Annotated in this window: 18 protein-coding genes and 1 other RNA gene; 3 read left to right on the forward strand and 16 right to left on the reverse strand. The window is 51.0% G+C overall.

Going from position 1 to position 18,225, the window contains the following annotated elements; all coding sequences use genetic code 11:
* Positions 1-14 precede the first annotated feature (14 nt).
* From ssrA to glf, 15 genes are all read right to left on the reverse strand, one after another.
* Positions 15-388: a transfer-messenger RNA gene (gene ssrA / locus HF984_RS00625) on the reverse strand.
* Between the two features lie 159 nt (positions 389-547).
* The gene (locus HF984_RS00630) at positions 548-1,174 is read right to left on the reverse strand and encodes a DUF4190 domain-containing protein (RefSeq protein ID WP_168613745.1); all 627 of its coding nucleotides are present in this window, start codon (positions 1,172-1,174) and stop codon (positions 548-550) included.
* 26 nt (positions 1,175-1,200) lie between these two features.
* Complete coding sequence (smpB, locus tag HF984_RS00635; protein ID WP_168613746.1) at positions 1,201-1,692, reverse strand: SsrA-binding protein SmpB; 492 nt, start codon at positions 1,690-1,692, stop codon at positions 1,201-1,203.
* A 22-nt stretch (positions 1,693-1,714) separates the two neighbouring features.
* The gene (prfB, locus tag HF984_RS00640) at positions 1,715-2,827 is read right to left on the reverse strand and encodes a peptide chain release factor 2 (RefSeq protein WP_168613747.1); all 1,113 of its coding nucleotides are present in this window, start codon (positions 2,825-2,827) and stop codon (positions 1,715-1,717) included.
* A 101-nt stretch (positions 2,828-2,928) separates the two neighbouring features.
* Positions 2,929-3,396, reverse strand: coding sequence for a pilus assembly protein TadG-related protein (locus HF984_RS00645; RefSeq protein WP_168613748.1), 468 nt, complete (start codon positions 3,394-3,396; stop codon positions 2,929-2,931).
* Entirely contained in the window at positions 3,393-3,863 is a 471-nt protein-coding gene (locus HF984_RS00650; RefSeq protein WP_168613749.1) for a pilus assembly protein TadE, read from the reverse strand. Before HF984_RS00650 ends, HF984_RS00645 begins: the two co-directional genes overlap by 4 nt.
* Complete coding sequence (locus HF984_RS00655; RefSeq protein WP_168613750.1) at positions 3,844-4,239, reverse strand: TadE/TadG family type IV pilus assembly protein; 396 nt, start codon at positions 4,237-4,239, stop codon at positions 3,844-3,846. Before HF984_RS00655 ends, HF984_RS00650 begins: the two co-directional genes overlap by 20 nt.
* Positions 4,240-4,243: 4 nt before the next feature.
* Positions 4,244-4,432 (reverse strand): hypothetical protein, encoded by a 189-nt coding sequence (locus HF984_RS00660; RefSeq protein WP_228008231.1) that lies wholly within the window; start codon positions 4,430-4,432, stop codon positions 4,244-4,246.
* Positions 4,433-4,483: 51 nt separating this feature from the next.
* The gene (locus HF984_RS00665) at positions 4,484-5,416 is read right to left on the reverse strand and encodes a type II secretion system F family protein (protein ID WP_168613752.1); all 933 of its coding nucleotides are present in this window, start codon (positions 5,414-5,416) and stop codon (positions 4,484-4,486) included.
* The gene (locus HF984_RS00670; RefSeq protein ID WP_168613753.1) at positions 5,413-6,267 is read right to left on the reverse strand and encodes a type II secretion system F family protein; all 855 of its coding nucleotides are present in this window, start codon (positions 6,265-6,267) and stop codon (positions 5,413-5,415) included. The genes HF984_RS00665 and HF984_RS00670 overlap by 4 nt, the downstream gene beginning before the upstream one ends.
* A complete protein-coding gene (locus HF984_RS00675) occupies positions 6,264-7,526 on the reverse strand; it encodes a TadA family conjugal transfer-associated ATPase (RefSeq protein ID WP_247596379.1) in 1,263 nt (420 codons plus the stop codon). The genes HF984_RS00670 and HF984_RS00675 overlap by 4 nt, the downstream gene beginning before the upstream one ends.
* A gap of 395 nt (positions 7,527-7,921) precedes the next feature.
* Positions 7,922-8,968 carry an ABC transporter ATP-binding protein gene (locus tag HF984_RS00680; RefSeq protein WP_247596380.1) on the reverse strand — a complete coding sequence of 349 codons (1,047 nt, stop codon included), beginning with the start codon at positions 8,966-8,968 and terminating at the stop codon, positions 7,922-7,924.
* A 2-nt stretch (positions 8,969-8,970) separates the two neighbouring features.
* Positions 8,971-9,867 (reverse strand): ABC transporter permease, encoded by an 897-nt coding sequence (locus tag HF984_RS00685; RefSeq protein WP_168613755.1) that lies wholly within the window; start codon positions 9,865-9,867, stop codon positions 8,971-8,973.
* A complete protein-coding gene (locus HF984_RS00690; RefSeq protein WP_168613756.1) occupies positions 9,864-11,888 on the reverse strand; it encodes a glycosyltransferase in 2,025 nt (674 codons plus the stop codon). Before HF984_RS00690 ends, HF984_RS00685 begins: the two co-directional genes overlap by 4 nt.
* A gap of 24 nt (positions 11,889-11,912) precedes the next feature.
* Positions 11,913-13,100, reverse strand: a complete 1,188-nt coding sequence (gene glf / locus HF984_RS00695) for a UDP-galactopyranose mutase (RefSeq protein ID WP_168613757.1) — start codon at positions 13,098-13,100, stop codon at positions 11,913-11,915.
* Between the two features lie 384 nt (positions 13,101-13,484).
* Here glf and HF984_RS00700 point away from each other — a divergent pair, with 384 nt between their 5' ends.
* Both HF984_RS00700 and HF984_RS00705 read left to right on the forward strand, forming a co-directional pair.
* Positions 13,485-16,772 carry an FtsK/SpoIIIE domain-containing protein gene (locus HF984_RS00700; RefSeq protein WP_168613758.1) on the forward strand — a complete coding sequence of 1,096 codons (3,288 nt, stop codon included), beginning with the start codon at positions 13,485-13,487 and terminating at the stop codon, positions 16,770-16,772.
* A gap of 83 nt (positions 16,773-16,855) precedes the next feature.
* Positions 16,856-17,230 (forward strand): hypothetical protein, encoded by a 375-nt coding sequence (locus tag HF984_RS00705; RefSeq protein WP_168613759.1) that lies wholly within the window; start codon positions 16,856-16,858, stop codon positions 17,228-17,230.
* On the opposite strand, the gene HF984_RS00710 is transcribed toward HF984_RS00705, so the two are convergent.
* Positions 17,193-17,597, reverse strand: a complete 405-nt coding sequence (locus HF984_RS00710; RefSeq protein ID WP_168613760.1) for a hypothetical protein — start codon at positions 17,595-17,597, stop codon at positions 17,193-17,195. The two genes, HF984_RS00705 and HF984_RS00710, sit on opposite strands and share 38 nt — an antisense overlap.
* Before the next feature lie 361 nt (positions 17,598-17,958).
* On the opposite strand from HF984_RS00710, the gene HF984_RS00715 reads away from it, so the two are divergent.
* Complete coding sequence (locus HF984_RS00715) at positions 17,959-18,207, forward strand: WhiB family transcriptional regulator (RefSeq protein ID WP_168613761.1); 249 nt, start codon at positions 17,959-17,961, stop codon at positions 18,205-18,207.
* Positions 18,208-18,225 lie beyond the last annotated feature (18 nt).

Raw genomic sequence — 18,225 nt, forward strand, 5'->3', positions numbered from 1 at the left:
CACCGAGGTAAGAAAAGTGGAGATGCGGGGAATCGAACCCCGGTCCGATGCGACCTCGTCAGGTCTTCTCCGTGCGCAGTTTGCGTAACGGTTAATTTTCGGCTCCAGCATTTGCACAAACACACATGCTGCCGAACCTATTCGTATAAGTGTTCCTTCTATCCCTACGACGAAGATAGAAAGCAGTGGCCTTTTAAACTGATACTGGTAACTGAGCTAAAGGCGAGCTCAGGCCAGCAGATTCGCTAGTCGCGCTTAGGCAGCGAGAGCGAAGTCAGTGCGCTTAGATTCTGCACTTATTTTTTTACAGAGAGCGTTTACGAGATAACTCTGCATCCTCGGCACGCTTCCCCTGTCTCAACCCGCATCGTCGAAACCGATCATCCCCAATATTTAGTTCTCAAAGAACATACGCCAAAAAGTTATCAGCTGTACTCTTACCTAAGATAGAGCGCCGGGCCATTAAGGCGTTGAGATATAAATATACCCCCGCCTCCCCTATTTTTCAAGAGGATGCGAGGGCATGAGCATTGTCAGTCGCTAAAGACTACTTACCCATGTTGTTGTTGACGTGGTCGTTCATGCACTGCTCCAAAGCAGCCTGGTCGTTGAGGTGATCCTGGCAAGCATTGTAAGCATCGAGACCAGCGCCACCGGCAATGATACTCAGAACAAGCATACCTGCACCCAGCAAGGTTGCCAGGATGCTGGTGATGATACCTGCGATAGCCAAGCCCTTCGAGCCGTGGGACTTCTTGAGCTTAACGATTGCTACGATACCCAGAATCAGACCGATGAGACCCAGCAGGCCACCGAAACCCAATACCCAGAAGGTCAACAGACCCAGGATACCGAGAACCAGTGACGCAATAGCCAAACCGCGGCCCTTGGGCTTGCGGTTGTGCATTACGTACTGATCGTTGTGGTTGCCGTTGTAAGCCGGCGCCTGGGCGTAGTTATTGTTGTAACCGTCGTTGGTGTAAGCGGTGTTGTTCTGTGCGTAGTGGTTCTGGTTGGTGTACGCGGAATCCTGCGAACCTGCTACAACTGAGCTACCGCTATTGTTGCTGTAGCCTGCGTTGTTGTATGACGCTGAGTCACGGTTTGCAGAAGTGTCACCGTATGAACCGTACGGTGAGTTTGAGTTGCTGTTCGGGGTGTTATCTTGAGACATTATTCTCTCCTTAGTTTCGCCTCGGACTAGCCCAGGTTTTTATACCGCATTGCTCTTCGCGCTTCGAGGTTATCTTGACGCTCACGCAATGCTTGGCGTTTGTCGTAGTCGCGCTTACCGGTGGCAAGAGCGATTTCAACTTTTGCTCGACCATTAGAAAAGTAGAGTTTGAGGGGAACAACGGTGTAGCCGCTTTCCCTCAGCTTTTGGTCAATCTTATTAATTTCAGTGCGGTGCATCAGTAGCTTGCGACGGCGCCTGGCTGCGTGGTTTGTCCACGAGCCGCGTCCGTACTCGGCGATATGAATGCCTTCAAGCCACAGTTCACCGTTATAGGTTTGGCAAAATCCGTCGGTTATAGAGGCCCCGCCATCTCGTAGCGATTTAACCTCTGTCCCCATTAATACTAAGCCAGCTTCCCACGTGTCTACGATATTGTAGTTGTGGCGTGCCTTCTTATTTTGAGCGATGATGTGATTATTCGGGTCTTTTGTGCCCGCTTTTTTCTTCTGTGCCATCTTTTCCTTCTAAATTCTGTCTCTACGCTTCGTTGCGAGAAGCTGCTCGCCAGCGAATACCGGCATCAATAAAACCATCTAGAGCCCCGTCAAACACCGATTGCGGGTTGCCTTCTTCGTAGTTGGTTCGCAGGTCTTTAACCATCTGGTAAGGGTTGAGCACGTAGGAGCGCATCTGGTCTCCCCACGAGGCTTTCACATCGCCCGCAAGCTCTTTTTTCTTTGCGTCCTCTTGCTCCTTACGCAGCAACAATAGGCGCGATTGCAAAACGCGTAAAGCAGCTGCGCGGTTTTGAATCTGCGATTTTTCGTTCTGCATGGAGACCACGATGCCGGTGGGAATGTGCGTCATTCTAACGGCAGAGTCGGTGGTGTTGACGGACTGACCGCCGGGCCCCGATGAGCGGAAAACATCAACTTTAAGCTCCGATTCGGGGATTTCGATTGCTTCCGTTCCTTCAATCAGAGGAATGACTTCGACAGCAGCAAAGGACGTCATGCGTTTACCTTGGCTGTTGAAAGGCGAAATGCGCACCAGTCGGTGGGTACCCGCTTCAATGGAGAGCCGCCCAAAAGCGTAAGGGGCCTGTACCTCAAAAGTCGCTGACTTAATACCGGCTTCTTCAGCATAGGACGTATCAAGTACCTGGGTTGGGTAGTTATTTTTCTCAGCCCACCGCAAGTACATGCGCAGTAGGGTCTCCGCAAAATCAGCCGCGTCCACGCCGCCAGCACCCGAACGGATGGTCACCACAGCTTCGCGCTGATCGTATTCGCCCGAGAGCAAGGTGACAATTTCAAGTTCTGCCAGCACTTTGCTGATATCGCGAAGCTCAACTTCAGCTTCGGTCAGCATTTCAGGGGCGTCCTCAGCATCAGCGAGCTCCACCATAACCTCAAGGTCATCGATGCGTGACTTGAGTGTTTCTAACCGTTCCAGTTCGCTTTGCTGGCGCGAAAGCTGTGAGGTAACTTTCTGAGCTTGATCGGGGTTATCCCATAGGTCTGGCGCGTTGGCAGCCTCAGAAAGTTCCGCTATGGATGCCTTGATGGCATCAACATTCGACACCTCTTCAATAGATGAATAGGTGGAACGTAAGGTCTTAATTTCAGCGGAAAAATCGATAGAAGCCATGACTATTAACCCTATCGGATAAATGCTGAACTATGCGAGCTTTCAGGCGTGAGCGCCCTCAAACTACCGGTTTTTACGCTGTGAGCGCGAGAGAGTAACGCTTACTGGTTGACGGTGATGCGAGCGCTACTTTCAACGCTGATAGGCACCCCGTTGGGCACGATAAAGGATACCAGCGGTGGATGAGCAACTGCGGCTAAGCCCACCTGAGCGGTTGACGTATCAGAAATGCCGGTGGGCGCTACCAGCTGAAGACCGTCGAATTCTGCGTAGGCACCAGTTTGAGCGAGGAATTCCTGCGATGTACCTGAAACCTTTTCGCTCGTGAGTACAGGGGTTGGACGCTTGCCGCGCTCCCCTTGCAGCCCGGCAAAATTCTGCACGGCAGAGGATGCGGTCTGATCAGCCAGCGCCTGCAACTTTTGTTTTTCGAGATAGACGCCGGTAACACCTGTAACAACGGAAGCAACCAGCAAAAGAATCGCGCACAGTCCAATAAGCAGCAATAAAATACTGCCCTGGTCTTTTGGCTCATCTGCGGGGAGCTTTTGAGTGAGTTTAACGATCATCTGTATTTGCCTCCCCAGCTGGTCGCAGAGGAATGAAGTTCAGCAAAACCGCCCGGAGCTATCCACGGAATCACCGGCAAGGTAGCTTGCACCGTTACATCTACACGAATGGGCGACTGATCAGAACAGCCACCATCACAGCTCATACTCACTGACATATTTTCGGGAGCAACCTTGAAATCTGCGGCGGCAAGTTGCGCAGCCCCAGTCAAGCCTTGCGAGGTAATCTGATCTCGCGGAGTGGATGCAACTAACTGCACCGCCTGCTGACTTGCAGCATTGGCTGCCAACGCGGCGGACTGGACCTGAAATACTGCCAGCAAAAAATAAACCGTGGGAATCATAAGCATCAACCCCAGCACCACGAACTCAATCATGGCATTGCCAGCCTCCGCATCTTCTCCGCATCGCGCTTGCTCTCCGCTGAGCTGTTGAGCACTGGATGTGTTATCGCTGCAAAGCTGCATGACCACTCACCGTCAAAGTATGTGGAACCCCAAACGGGCCAATAATAGGCAAAGGAGCATTAACCCGCATCTCAAGCATCTGGACGCCGCCGTGGTTCACGACCTGATAACTCACCTCGGTCGTTCCACCCACCGGCAGATTGTCATCAAGTAACTGACGGGTTCTCACAGCACCATCCTCATAACTCCTATCAAGCAAAGTCCCATACCTAGCGCCGGAGGCCGCCGCGTCCACCATCATATTGCGGGTATACAGCACAAAAGCTACCTGCAATACACCCGCAAACAGCAGAACAACCAGCCCAATCACCATCACAAATTCGGCAGTGGCGTTACCCGCTTCTGCCGAATTCGAGGATTTCGATGGATTAACCACAGAACTAGCCGCTCACCTTAGCCATAGCGTTCTGGAACATTGCCACCAGCGCATCCTGAGCAACGACCAGCAAGGCAGCTACAAGGATCGCTGTCATCATGGTAATCATGACCCAGCCGGGAACATCGCCGCGCTCGCTATCATCATCCGTAGCCAAGAAAGCGAAGAAACGGGCTACGAATACCTGAAGCATCAGAAGGATTTTCATGGTTATTTACCTTTCGATAATGGATGTGTGTAGACGTCACAGATTGATCTGTAACAGCGAAATTCCGGGGAAAATCGCAAAAACCACTGTGAGTGGAAGAATAAAAAATACGACGGGGACCATCATGGCAATCTCTTTCTTGCCGGCGGCTTCCATGAGTTCTCGTTTAGCAGCATCACGAACATCTTGAGCTTGAGCCCTGAGGACGTCCGAGAGCGGCGTGCCGCGTTCAATAGCGACAACGATGCCATCTACGAATCTTGCAAGCGCTGCAACAGATGTACGCTGCGAAAATTCTTGTAAGGCAGGAACAAGACCATCACCGGCTCTTGTTTGAGCCAGAATCTTATTGAACTCGGTAGAGAGCTCACCGGAGGAAACTCTGCACACACGCTCCAATGCTGCAACAGCAGACTCACCGGCAGTCACCGATAAAGCCATCAATTCAGCGAGCGCAGGGAACTCGGTCAGCATCTGCTTCTCACGTTTTTTGATGGTCTGAGTCAGCCAGTAATCTCGAGCCAAGAAACCGGTAACAGCGCAAGCTACTGACAAAATCAATGCTCCTGCGACGGAGACTCGCCCCTGTATCGCTGCCAGACCCAATAAAGCCACAGAAGCTATGAAGGCGATAAAGCCCCACACCACTTGTTCCGCGCGGTAATCAGCGGTGGTCTTAGGTAGATTCGCCTGTTCTAGCCGCTTCTCTAGCAGATGCGTATTAGCTGATGTTTTGTTCAGCTTAGAGACGGCATCTGTAATGAACGGCAATAACAGCTCATAGAACCCATCCCACATACCTTTGGGGTTAGTTTTAGTCTCTTCTAAAAGAGATGCCTGCAATTCTGACGACCGCATATATGGTGCGATTCGGTCACTGAAGTTCAGGGTTCGAACGGCCTTCACACTTTGAAAAACCAGCCATAGACCGCTTGCCAGAATCAGCCCAATAATGATGGTCCAGTTCATGCCAGCACTCGTTTCTCTTGCGGTAATGCACCGAGTTTTAACATGAGCACGTACGCGAAGATGGTGACAGTAAGACCGCCTAGCATGACCACAAAGCCGGCAAAAGAGTTATAGATTTGTACAGTTCCCGGTTGTGTTGCCATCAGACAAAGAATGAGCCACGGCGCAAAAGAAGCTAGACGCGCCGCGTTCACTGTCCATGACTGGCGCGCTTCAAGCTCTGAGCGGGTTCTCGCGCTCTCTCGAAGGAACTCACTCAAGGTACCTAGCAACCGTCCAAGATCTGTACCGCCCACTTCACGAGTTACCTTGAGAGCTTCGATGATGTTATCTGCGGTGGGATCGGAAAGTCGGTCTTTCAAACGGTTCAGGGAAGACACAAATTCACCGCTTGCCCGATAATCGCGGGAGAAAACCTCAAAAGCCGGACGCAGGGGTTCAGGCCCGCGATACTGCAACTGCATGAGAGCTTCTGGGAGTGAAAGACCTGCACGGATAGCTGAGCGAAGATGATCAACGACATCTGGCCACAGCTCACGAATCTGCGCCTGACGCTTGTTTGCGCGCCACCCAATAATCAGCCGTGGCAGGATGATTCCCACGAGAAACAGGAGCAACGCAAGATTATAGAGACCTGTCGCAGCCAAAGTCAGCAGGGCAATAATGACTCCGCACATCACAGACATGGCGTAGAACAAGGACGGGCTAACCCTCTCAACCCCTGCTTGTTGAAGCAATGCCAGAGTTGGTGATGTATTTTTCGGCTTCTTCTCTCGCGTGGTCAACGGCCAGAAAGACCACCACACTAAGAAAGTACCTAACCCCGTCAATAATCCAACAAGGGCAATCATTTCAACACCTCAGAGGTCAGCGAAGGCAACACTGCGTCTGCTCGGTAACCGGTGCGTTCAAACTTATATGCAGCGGGTAATTCTGATGCCACACATGTCAGCTGCCCTGATTCCAGCTGGAAAACCGTTGAAGTCTCGATGACATTGTTTTCCACGCGGTTGCCCAGAGCAACGATCTCAAGCACGCGGCGACGCCCCCTGCGGTCTCTTTGGCAGTGAACCACGAGATCGAAACAAGAAGCGACGGTCGGCACAACGAAGCTCGATGAAATATTCTCGCCCGCTAACAAGGGCAGGGTGCAAATCTTGGTGATGGCATCTCGCGCTGAGTTTGCGTGGATGGTTCCCATTCCGGGCAGTCCAGAATTCAGAGCAATCAGCATGTCTAGAGATTCTGCTTCACGAACCTCACCGATCAGCATACGGTCGGGGCGCATACGCAAAGCTTCTTTGACCAACCGACGCAGTGGGATTTCACCCTTGCCTTCAAGGTTGGGCTGTCGGCACTGCATTCCAACGACATCGCGTAGCGGTACATTCAACTCAAAAATTTCTTCACAGGTCACCACACGTTCACGAGCGCCAATTGATGCTGATAAACAGTTCAACATGGTTGTCTTTCCGGCTTGGGTAGCGCCGGAAACAAGAATATTCAGACCGCTTGCCACTGCCGCGTCCAAAAATGTTGCCGCTTCTTTGCTCAAAGAACCAAGGGTTACCAGGTCATCAAGTCGACGGGCACGGGCAATGAATTTACGAATGTTGACCGACCAGTGCTTACGGGTGACGTCAGGGATTACTACGTGAAGGCGAGACCCATCAGGTAGAGACGCGTCTACGAAGGGGCTTGAGAGGTCCAGGCGACGGCCAGAAGATTTGAGCATACGCTCCACCAGGTAACGCACCTGCTCGTGGGTGAGTGAAAGCCCTGTGAGTTCTGACTCCCCTGCTCGCGCAACAAAAACTTCGTGAGGAGAGTTAATCCAAATTTCTTCAACGGTGGGATCGTCAAGATACTGCTGGAGCTCGCCAAAACCACAGATAGAGTCGATCAGCCAACGCTGAGCGTTCACCAAGTTATCGATCAGCGGCAGGGCGCCCTTGATCATTCTTTTTTCATAGTCGGCAAGTGCTGTATCGATAAGCTTCTTTGCCTGTTCGGTATCAGTCAGCGGGTCGATACCACTTTGACGGATGAGCTCACGCACCTCGTTTTCAACAAGGCGGTAACCTTGACGGGCTTCTTGTGTAGTAGCCAAGGCTACCCCTTTCTTGATGTGTGGTTCGCGAAGTGGTTCCCCCGTTGCGTTATGCAACCTGGTGATTTCTGAAGATAGTCGACAATCTCTCAAGATTTCAATCGCCCAATTTCTTGCCTGTGGATAACTTGGCCGATGTAACCCATTTAGTGATTTACAAACTTTAACTACCGCAAGGTAACAGACGTTTGACCTATCGGTACTTTTCAGTAACTTAACGCCTCTTCCTACCGGGTCGCTGTGTCCACATATCTGCATGACCTACGTAACATTTAGAAATATCCCGCTTTGAGCCACTGCGCCACAGATACAAAAAAGAGCGGTGCAGGACGTTGGTACGTCCTGCACCGCTCTTGAGTAAGCTGTACTTGCCCTACGGGGCTTACTGATTTAACTTACTGGTACTTCTGAATCTCAGAGGTCAAACGAGCCTTCTTCATGGTAAGTCGCTCAATCTCAGAATTCACGATCTCCAGCTTCTGCGGGTTCGACATCGCATCAAGCTCAGCCTGAGTCTCATCAGCAATGCCCAGCAACGCAACAGTTACAGGTTCAGAAGAACCAGCTGCAATCGCAGACTCAAGATCACGCTTATTGATAGCAAGGGTCTCAAGCTTCTGCTGAGCAACCAAAAGGTCGCCCTCATTGCGATGCTTCAAAGTGGTGCCAAGAGGCTGATCACGCATCACGTCAACCGCCTCCATAGCCTTACCGTCAAACTTCACATTGCCTTTTTCAAGCACAACGCCGCGATCGCAAATCTGTGACACCAGATCAAGGTCATGGCTAACTACCACAAGAGTTTTACCGGTGGCACACAGCTCCTTGATTTTCTTCAGACACTTCTTCTGGAAAGGCTCATCGCCCACCGCCAGAATCTCATCCACCAAGAAAATCTCAGGGTCAGTGTGAATCGCTACAGCAAACGCCAAGCGCAAGTACATACCGGATGAATAGAACTTCACCTCGGTATCGATAAAGTCACCAATTTCAGAGAAAGCAACGATTTCATCGAACAATGCATCGGTCTGTTCCTTGGACATACCAAGGATTGCAGCGTTCAGGTAGACGTTGTCGCGACCGGTGAGGTCCGGATGAAAACCCGCGCCCACCTCAATCAGACCAGCAATACGACCGCGCGTCAGGACGCTACCGCCGTCCGGTTGCATAACACCGGAGATGAGTTTGAGCATGGTTGATTTGCCCGAGCCATTATAGCCCAGCAACGCAACACGCTCGCCCTCACGAATGTTCATAGAAACGCCGTTCAACGCGTTGAACTTCTCGCTCAAATCACCTTTACGCCCCTTGATGAGCCAGATAAAAGCTTCCTTCATGGAACGGGTATGGCGCAACACAAAACGCTTCACCAAATTCTCCACGCGAATAACGTCAGGAGCATCAGGTGAGACTGGGGGTAAATCAAAAATATCCAGTTTCATGATTAGAGCTCCTGAGCGAAGTTGCCTTCAAATTTGCGGAAGAAGAAGTTGCTAATCAGCAACAACACGAGAGATACGGCAAAAGCGATAGGCACCCACACCGTCAAAAGGTGCGGGAACATATGCCAGTTACCTTCATTCAGCAAACCGAGCTGCTGCTCGGGGCTCAACGTTGGCTGCCAAAATGCATAATGGAAAAGCTCTACCGCCACACTCAGCGGATTAGACATATAAATCTGCTCAATGTAGGGGAACTTAACCTCTCGCGCCACCATGGTCCATGAATACATCACAGGTGACAGCCAGGTTGCCATCATCAAGAACATATCCACAAGATTCTCAGAATCTCGGAAGAAGACGTTTGCAACACCGAAAATCATGCCGGCAGCCAAGCCGAAGAGCATAATCAGCAGAATGCCAACAATAATCGCGGCAATCTGCTTAAGATCAGGCGTCCACCCTACAAAAAGGCAGGCAACAATCAGCACCAAAATCTGAGGGAGGAAGTGAATAATACCCACCCAAATTGTCGACAGAGAAAACAACTGCCTCGGCAGATAAATTTTCTTAATCAACGCACCGTTCACCACAAAAGCGCGGGCGCCGTTGCTAAAGCACTCCGAGAAGAAGTTGATGACGATGATGCCCGAAAACAAGTACACCGAGTAGTTATGCAGACCCTTTTCAAGACCCAAAAAAATACCCAGTGCCAAGTAGAACACCAGAAACTGAACTGCGGGCTTGATGTAAGACCAGACGATACCCAGCACTGAGCCTCGGTAACGAACCTGGATTTCCTTATCAACCAGCAGCTTCAGTAGATACCTGTTATTGAGAGCGTCTTTCAGCCCCCGGCCACGACCGGGGGCTGAAAACTCTCGATTCGCTAAATCACTCATCGAGTAAGTTCTGACTCCGTATGCTTATCGAAAGTATTCTTCCAGGCCTCGTAGGACGCGACATCCTGCGCTGCATTGCGGTACTGTGCGCGGAGCTTTGCCCAGTCTTTGAATAGCTTGGCGTGCAATGACGCTGCCTTAGCTAGCTTTGAACGAAGCTCCTTAGGATCGCGCTTGTACCAGAAAACACCGGTACCCTCAGCGTTGGTCACGAGCAATGAATCAAAGCGCGACACAGTCCACCAACGGTTTTCCTGGTAAGACAGCTGAATCTGCGGGTTTTGCTGAGCCTGTTCGTCAACGGGCACGAATGCCTGACGTCCAACAGTCTTAGCTGCCCAGGGCAAAAGCTTGCCGTAGGACGGTGGTGAGAAGTTGCGACGCCCCTTGAACGGGGGCTTCTTGCTCTTGGGCGCAGGGTAGGCATCGATATCGCTTTTCAGCTGAGCGTCAATGTAGTTCTTCGCCTTGCCACGAATAACAGGCAGACGCTCACTCAATGACTCGTGCAGATGCTCAGGACCCGACAGAAGGTCTTCAAGCGCCATCAGGCGTCCTTCTTCGGTGTAGTACTGCATGCTGAGAGCGTGCTTGACGTCCAAGAACAGTGATTCACGCATGACTGAACCGCCCTTTTCGAACGGTGAGTGGATTAATGCGGTAATCAGGCGGTTACGTTCGTGGAAATAAGCCTGCCAGCCAACGGAGTCGTCCTTATCGGTCCAGGAAACGTGCCAAAGACCGGCACCGGGGAATGAAACCGTTGCGATGCCCGCTTCTTTAGCGCGTAGACCGTACTCAGCATCGTCCCACTTGAGGAACAGCGGCAAAGACAGACCAATCTTGTTGATGACCTCAGTCGGAATGAGGCACATCCACCAACCGTTATAGTCAACGTCTACACGGCGATGCAACCAGTGAGTATTGCGCAGGTTTGAGCGACCCAAGTCGTGACCCAAGCTCATGTCATCGTGCGGACGATCGTAGAAAGTACGCCACGGATTGACGACTTCACCGAATGCGTGAAGAACAGTGCGGTCGTACATGTCGAACATGTGACCACCCACAATGGTGGGGTTCTTGCAGTAGTCCGCGAAGGTGATAAGGCGCAAAATCGACTCAGGCTCAACAACCACGTCGTCGTCCAACAACAGCACGTAATCGCTGCCGTTGTTCACAGACTCATACATACCGCGGGCAAAACCGCCAGAACCACCCAGGTTACCCTGGTTGATGATGCGGAACTTTCCGGCCAGAGGAGCTACAACCTCTTCAAAATCAGGGTGATCCTGAACCTTATCGGTGCCCTGATCAACGATCAGAAGCTCCTTGACAGAATCAAAAACATCGATATTCTCGCCCAAAACACGGATGTTATCGATGCAGTATGACACCTTGTTCATAGTAGTAATCTGAACAGTTGCCTTACCGCCAGCATCACCGGTTCGAGGAGTAATATCGCCCAGCCAGTTAGCCTCAACCAGTTCAAGATCCCCGCGAGAAGCGTCCAAATCGAACCAGTACCAGCCACCATCACCAAACGGGTTTAAAGTAAGTTCAAAAACTGACTCCTGGCGACCTGACACAACATTGGCGTCAACGCGCTGAATAACACCGCGAGCATTAGACTTGTACACCACAATCATGCCCTCGCCCTCAGTTTTCACGCTGAGGTAGACAGTGCGCAGCTCAGTCCAACGACGCCAGTAGGAAGCAGGAAACGCGTTGAAGTAGGTACCAAAAGACAAAGACTTGCCCTGCGCTACCTGAGTTGAACGACGTCCCAAAACATCGCCTGCATCTGCCGGTTGACTTGAGCTGGCCTTCGACTGTTCCTGAGCCGCAGCAGCTTGAGCAAAAGTCTTTGAAGAATCGCCATCTTCACGCGTCGGCAACTGTACACCGGTCGCAGCACCAGCATCCACGTACAGCGGAATGACATCGGTCTGAACAGCATCAGGCAAAATGACGCGCTGCAAGGTACGCAAAGTAGAAGTATCGACAGTTGTTGTAACTGACATAAGTTTTTACAATCCTTTAGAAAATTATTCGTCGATGCCGCCGGAAACAATCTTGTTTCCACCGGTGAAGTGAGGCTTGATCTTGTTGTCAAACATCGACAAAGCCGCACCGATTGCCATGTGCATATCGAAGTACTTGTAGTTACCCAAGCGTCCACCGAACAGAACCTGGTTCTCGCCTGCAGCAAGCTCACGGTACTTAAGGATCTTCTCGCGGTCAGCGGAGGTATTAATCGGGTAGTAAGGCTCATCGCCGTGTTCTGCAAAGCGTGAGAACTCACGGTGAATAACGGTCGCGTCCTTAGTGTAGGTGCGCTCGGGGTGGAAGTGACGGAACTCGTGGATGCGAGTGTAGGGTACGTTTGCGTCAGCGTAGTTCATGACGGAAGTGCCCTGGAAGTCTTCGATGGGAAGAATCTCTTCTTCCAGATCGATGGTGCGCCATGAGAGGTCCCCCTCAGCGTAGTCGAAGTAACGGTCGATGGGGCCGGTGTAAATAACCGGTGCCTGGCCGATAACCTTTGAACGTGAGAACTCGTGACCTTCTTCGAAGAAGTCAGTGTTGAGGTGAACTTCAATGTTCGGATGAGCAGCCATACGCTCAAGCCACGCTGCATAACCGTCTAAGGGCAGACCTTCGTACTTGTCGTTGAAGTAGCGGTTGTCGTAGTTATAGCGAACCGGAAGACGGGAAATAATGGATGCGGGCAGTTCTGAGGGGTCAGTCTGCCACTGCTTAGCGGTGTAGTTCTTGATGAAAGCTTCGTAAAGAGGGCGGCCAATTAGTGAGATGCCCTTATCGTTCAGGTTCTTAGGGTTGGTTCCTGCCAGCTCGCCAGCCTGATCCTGAATGAGTGCCTTAGCTTCTGCAGGTGAGTATGCCGCGTTGAAGAACTGGTTGATGGTACCCAAGTTGATAGGCATGGGGTACACGATGTCATTATGACGGGTGTAGACGCGGTGTACGTAGTTGGTGAACTCAGTAAAGCGGTTAACGTATTCCCATACGCGCTCGTTTGAGGTGTGGAAGAGGTGAGCACCGTACTGGTGAACCTCGATGCCAGTGTTTTCTTCGAACTTGCTGTATGCGTTACCACCAATGTGATGACGACGATCGATGATGGCAACTTTCAGTCCAAGCTCGGTTGCTGCCTGTTCTGCAATAGTCAGACCAAACAGGCCCGAGCCGACAATTACCAGATCTGCGTTCACAAGAGTCTCCTGCTGATTGTGGATGTGCCACACACTTTGCGTGTGAAGTCTTCCGTTGAACCGCTGCGTGTACGCAACGGCTTAGTAAGGGAACTTATATCAATAAGTGCACATTTATGTGTACCTATAAAACTACCGGAATTTTTGAATCGATATCACTTGATGCCGCGCATTTCGATGTGATTCTTAGAGAACTCTATGGTTGGCGGATGTCCTGAGCACGAGAAGAGCCGCAATCCGTATGACGTATTTATGACAAAAATTCCCGGTTTTAGAGCTCGATTGTGGACACACAACCTGTACCCTCTATCAGATAGCGTGAGTTATCCACAGACTCACAGGCCGCCTCTTGCAACTCACCTCATCTTCGCGTCGTATAGAGCTATGAAACTGAGGATTTTCGTAGAGATCACCCGTGGTATTTGGGAGCCATTTGAATTTGAGGCTGCTGACGCTAGCCCCGGCGGCAAACTGTGCGCACTGCTCGATGATGTATTTGGTCGCCGCTCTCAATGGTGGGTGCAAGACACTCCACTTGATCAATGCACTGTAGGGCTCGCGCCGCTGACAGACGGAGCTGAAATATCTCGCATCCCCTCAGCCGCCTCTAACCATCACTCAGAAATTGCGTCTTTAGAGGTTTTACATGGCCCGGATGCCGGTACCCGCTACCCCCTCCATCGTGGCGTATACTCTCTTGGCAAATTCCAATGCGATCTCACTATCGCAGATGATGCACTGGAACCGCGTCGCGGGTATCTGCATGTTCTCGAATCGGGCTTCCAGTGGCAGACTGGCCAGAAATTTGAACAGGTAACAGCCAACGAACACTTCACCGTTGGTGCTACTACGCTCATCATTTCTACGAAAGGCCCTCAGCCTTCACCAACCGTCTCAGTTGCCCCGGTGCAGCTCGATCTCAACCCGCCGCGCAGTCTTACGTTGACCCTCGTCATGATCAGTGTACCCTTGCTCGCCGGAATCATCGTCTCATGGCTAACACACAACTGGCTTTTTATGGTGATGAGTCTGGTTACCACTGTGGTGATGGGCACTCACTTGATTGCGCAGGGAGGCAGCAGCAGAAAAACGCGCCAGGCGCTTGCACAAGCGTCCGCTAAGGAGCAAGACCACATCAGCGCGTACCCTTCTTTAGGAGCGATAGCTCAGTCTCTAGGTTCTGCACCGCAGCAATACTTTTCGCTCGGTTTACATCATCGTCCAGCTAACATTCGTGGCCGCAATATCGACCGCTACACGATTCCCCAGCAACATGACATCCTCTGCCTCCTACCTCTGCACCAGGGGCTCACCTACCTCATCAACGTCGATGAGGCCGTACAGCGCAGCATCCTCATGCAAATCATCTGTACAACAAAGTATTCCATTGCAATCGATGAGACATTAGTTCAGCAAAACCCGAAGCTCCACAGCCTTTACGGTTTGCGAAATGTCGAAATTCTGCCGACACACCAGCACGAAAGTCAGGCAGATATCATCTGGCATGCATCAGCACGCACCTTGAAAAAATCGGCCCAGCAGTCCGTCTTTAGAATTGCTTCAAACACACTAGAGCACCGCATTGAGCCCGCCACTGACATCATTATTTCTTTACAGGCGAATCATCGATACATCCAAATTCAGCAGATTCATGAGCATGAAGAAGTTTTAGTACCGGGGCTGTCCGTAGACCGTACCTTAGAGGTATGTGCAGACGGCATCAGCACCTCCGCATTTCAAACCGCGCTACACACAGCAACTCAATCTTCAGGCACGCTCGCTCATGGCTCAGACCTCAGCCCTCACGGTCGTCCACACCGTTTCTCGTCCTTGCGAGACCTGGCAACAGAGACACGGCAGCAACGCTGGCATGAAACCTACTATCAGAACGAGCTCAACCTGCACATCGGTTTAGGATGCGAGAGCCTGAACGCTACGCTCCACGGTCCGCATTTCTTACTCGGCGGTACGACCGGTGCCGGAAAATCCCAGTTGTTGAGATCCATCATCCTATCCTTAGCGGCACAATATTCACCGCGTCGCTGTTCATTCCTTCTGATTGATTTCAAAGGCTCCGCAGGTTTAGGGCCGCTAAATGAGCTCCCTCATTCTCTGGGGCTTCTCAGCGATTTTGATATCGCAGCTGTCAAGCGTGCTCTAGCTTTCCTCACTGCCAACCTTAAACGCCGCGAATCCCTTTTTGCGGCTCTTGGCATCAGTTCATACCGTGACTACGTCAGCATCCGACGAAAGACACAGGAGCCGTTGGAGTTCAGCGAGATTTTTATCGTTGTCGATGAATTCAAAATGCTGGTTGAATCTATGCCAGAAGCTATGACGGAACTTCTGAAAGTGGCAACTATTGGACGCTCACTCGGAGTTCACCTGGTGCTCGCCACCCAGAGACCGCAGGGCGCTGTCTCGCAAGATATTCGGGCAAATATTGCAACGACTATCGCACTGCGAGTATCCAGCGAACAAGATTCACACAATCTTATTGGTGGCCCGGCAGCATCCTCGATCTCAGCTTCTACCCCGGGTGCCGGCTATATTAAAACTCCAGAAGCCAGTCCGGTGGCTTTTCAGGCTCCCCTGATTGATCAGGTACCACAGCTGAATAATGATGCCGTCAGTCTGACTAACCTCAGGACGAAATCTGAGGTGCCAAAAATTGCTCGCTCAGATGAACATGAAGACCAGGTGCTTCAGCGCATCGTTGCAGCCTACACCCGAGGTATTGCAGAGCACGGCTCACAGAATCTTATTCCGGCGCCGCTTGTTGCACCTTTGCAGCCTGAGCAGAACCAGCTTTATGCAGGCCAGCTGTATTTAGGTCTGCACGAAAATCCTGCTGCCGGATTCATAGAGAACCTCATCTGGGAGCCAACTACGCACGGATCTCTTCATCTCGTAGCTGATAGTGCTCTCCGTCAGTCCGTTGAACTTTCCATCGTGCAGCAGTGGTCTCACTCAGATACGGCGTGCACCATTTTCACCGCGGATGGAAATTTCTATCGGCAACTCAAAGCAGCTAGCCCTGTTACACACTGCATATTAGGCCTACAGGATATTGATTTCCTGCACGAAATTATCGATTATCTACTCACGAAAAATACTCTTCCCGCCGGAATCATCATTGACGGGCTAGACGTCCTGCTAGAAGAAACGATGCGGTCGCCGGATCTCCAGCTCAAGCTCCTTCAGCTACTTCAGGACGGACATCGTTCAGGAATCAGCGTGGTGACGTCTTCCCATCTATCGCTCAGAGGTAAATTTGCTACCGCCGTTTCGAATACAGCAATACATGAAAGTTCTTACACTCAGGATCTCTCAATACTTAAACCGCGCACTGAAATACCACCGCTTCCTCATCAATGGAAAATGCTAGGCGAAATTGTGCGAGAAAAACTTCAAAACGACCCCAGAAGCAATGCCGTCTTAACGGTTCAAAAAGCCGACCAGCTGTGTCCTTTATCAGCCGTGCTCAATCAGCTACCTATTGTAATCTTTGATCAAGACATTCCGCGAACGGTACCTGCAAACCCCCATGATTTTCTCCTAGGAATAGATAGCCACTCCAAACCTGTCTATATTCGAAATGAAGGCTCTAAGTTCTTCTGTATCGCAGGCAAAAAATCATCGGGAAAACCTCTGCTCTCAGCGCGCTCATAGCCCTTAATCCGCATCAAGAATTCATCACCGTAGACGGGTGTAAAGTACCTAGCGCAACAGCCCTTAAACAGGTGCTCTCTAGTGTGCCACAGAGCGAACAAAAAGCACTTTTGATTGATAATTTGCAAGTGTTAGATGCCCAATGCCAAAACGTTGTCATCAACGCGAGCGCCTTATTTCAGCATGTTTTTATAGCTTTCACATCGTGGAAGAGATGGCACAGCTCGCCTCTGCTTTCAAAGCTTGCAGGAACAAGCAAAGGAATTGTTCTGCAACCGGCAACCGCCTCCGATCTTGAAATTTTCACGATGGGAGATCTACCGCTGACCCTCAAGACCGATGGGGCTTTACCTGCAGGACGAGCGATTTATATAGAGTCCGCATCAGCCCGTGCCTTTCAAGTGGCAAAGTGCACGCCTATTAGCGGTCCTGTCCCAGAGGCGGAAGATTGCTATTGATACGCAGGTGATTCATGACCGGAGTCGAAAAGAGCAAAAGCAATGCAGCACCCGATACAACCACTACCGGGATGCCGATTCCGGGTTGTCCACCCAAGGCTGTCTGAGTGCCAATAATGACGCCAAAGACCTGCCAAATAAGCGTTAATGCTCGAGAGAACAAGCGTCCTTTTCGCATCCCCGCCATTGCTACTGCCAAAGCTCCTGCAATGAGGACGAAAGCGACGGCTAATAAAATAGCTGATGTTACCGACTCACCAGGGGTATGAGCAGCGCTGACGACCATCAAAACAGCGATAGCGAGCACCGCTAGAACCTCAAGTGCCATCAACGACAAAATAACTTTGACTGGAGCTGGTAACCGCACAGCTAATGCCTTTCCATCTTGTTTATAAGTAACTTTCTCGCCACAACACCGGGTGAAATTTATTCTGATGATATATGAAGCTCCCATTAGCTTAACGTGTTTGCTCTTAGACCATGAGTTTTATCAACAGCAATTACGCCCACAAATTTCTACTGATAACAGCAATACATTCCTCGTGTGATACATAACTCAGGGTTCATGAAGAGTTTTCGACTATAAACCCCTTGTTTACTCTCTGCTTACATGCGAAAGTTATTTAGGTTCAATCCGGCCCCGGTTTTCCAGGGGCCTGATTTATTGGTGCATCACTTTTATCGCATGTGATGTCGTTCAAGTATTAGTTTATGAGGAGAGCGTGCTCATGGATTGGCGTAGCCGTGCTGCTTGCCTGGAAAAGGATCCCGAACTGTTTTTTCCTGTAGGAAACACCGGTCCTGCCCTTTTGCAGATTGAAGAAGCAAAAACGGTTTGCCGTAACTGCACGGTCATGGACACCTGTTTGCAGTGGGCAATCGAAACCGGACAAGACTCCGGTGTATGGGGTGGAATGAGCGAAGAGGAACGCCGCGCGATGAAACGCCGCGCAGCACGCGCCCGTCGCGCTTCATAACATTACATATGAAATGGC

The sequence above is a fragment of the Rothia terrae genome (genome assembly GCF_012396615.1).
Taxonomy (GTDB): domain Bacteria; phylum Actinomycetota; class Actinomycetes; order Actinomycetales; family Micrococcaceae; genus Rothia; species Rothia terrae.

Coding starts and splice junctions, on each gene's coding strand:
- HF984_RS00660 (WP_228008231.1), bottom strand. CDS start 4,432: ATGCTTCAGGTATTCGTAGCCCGTTTCTTCGCTTTCTTGGCTACGGAT.
- HF984_RS00630 (WP_168613745.1), bottom strand. CDS start 1,174: ATGTCTCAAGATAACACCCCGAACAGCAACTCAAACTCACCGTACGGT.
- HF984_RS00700 (WP_168613758.1), top strand. CDS start 13,485: ATGAAACTGAGGATTTTCGTAGAGATCACCCGTGGTATTTGGGAGCCA.
- HF984_RS00665 (WP_168613752.1), bottom strand. CDS start 5,416: ATGAACTGGACCATCATTATTGGGCTGATTCTGGCAAGCGGTCTATGG.
- HF984_RS00670 (WP_168613753.1), bottom strand. CDS start 6,267: ATGATTGCCCTTGTTGGATTATTGACGGGGTTAGGTACTTTCTTAGTG.
- HF984_RS00680 (WP_247596380.1), bottom strand. CDS start 8,968: ATGAAACTGGATATTTTTGATTTACCCCCAGTCTCACCTGATGCTCCT.
- smpB (WP_168613746.1), bottom strand. CDS start 1,692: ATGGCACAGAAGAAAAAAGCGGGCACAAAAGACCCGAATAATCACATC.
- HF984_RS00690 (WP_168613756.1), bottom strand. CDS start 11,888: ATGTCAGTTACAACAACTGTCGATACTTCTACTTTGCGTACCTTGCAG.
- prfB (WP_168613747.1), bottom strand. CDS start 2,827: ATGGCTTCTATCGATTTTTCCGCTGAAATTAAGACCTTACGTTCCACC.
- HF984_RS00715 (WP_168613761.1), top strand. CDS start 17,959: ATGGATTGGCGTAGCCGTGCTGCTTGCCTGGAAAAGGATCCCGAACTG.
- HF984_RS00645 (WP_168613748.1), bottom strand. CDS start 3,396: ATGATCGTTAAACTCACTCAAAAGCTCCCCGCAGATGAGCCAAAAGAC.
- HF984_RS00650 (WP_168613749.1), bottom strand. CDS start 3,863: ATGCAGCTTTGCAGCGATAACACATCCAGTGCTCAACAGCTCAGCGGA.
- HF984_RS00685 (WP_168613755.1), bottom strand. CDS start 9,867: ATGAGTGATTTAGCGAATCGAGAGTTTTCAGCCCCCGGTCGTGGCCGG.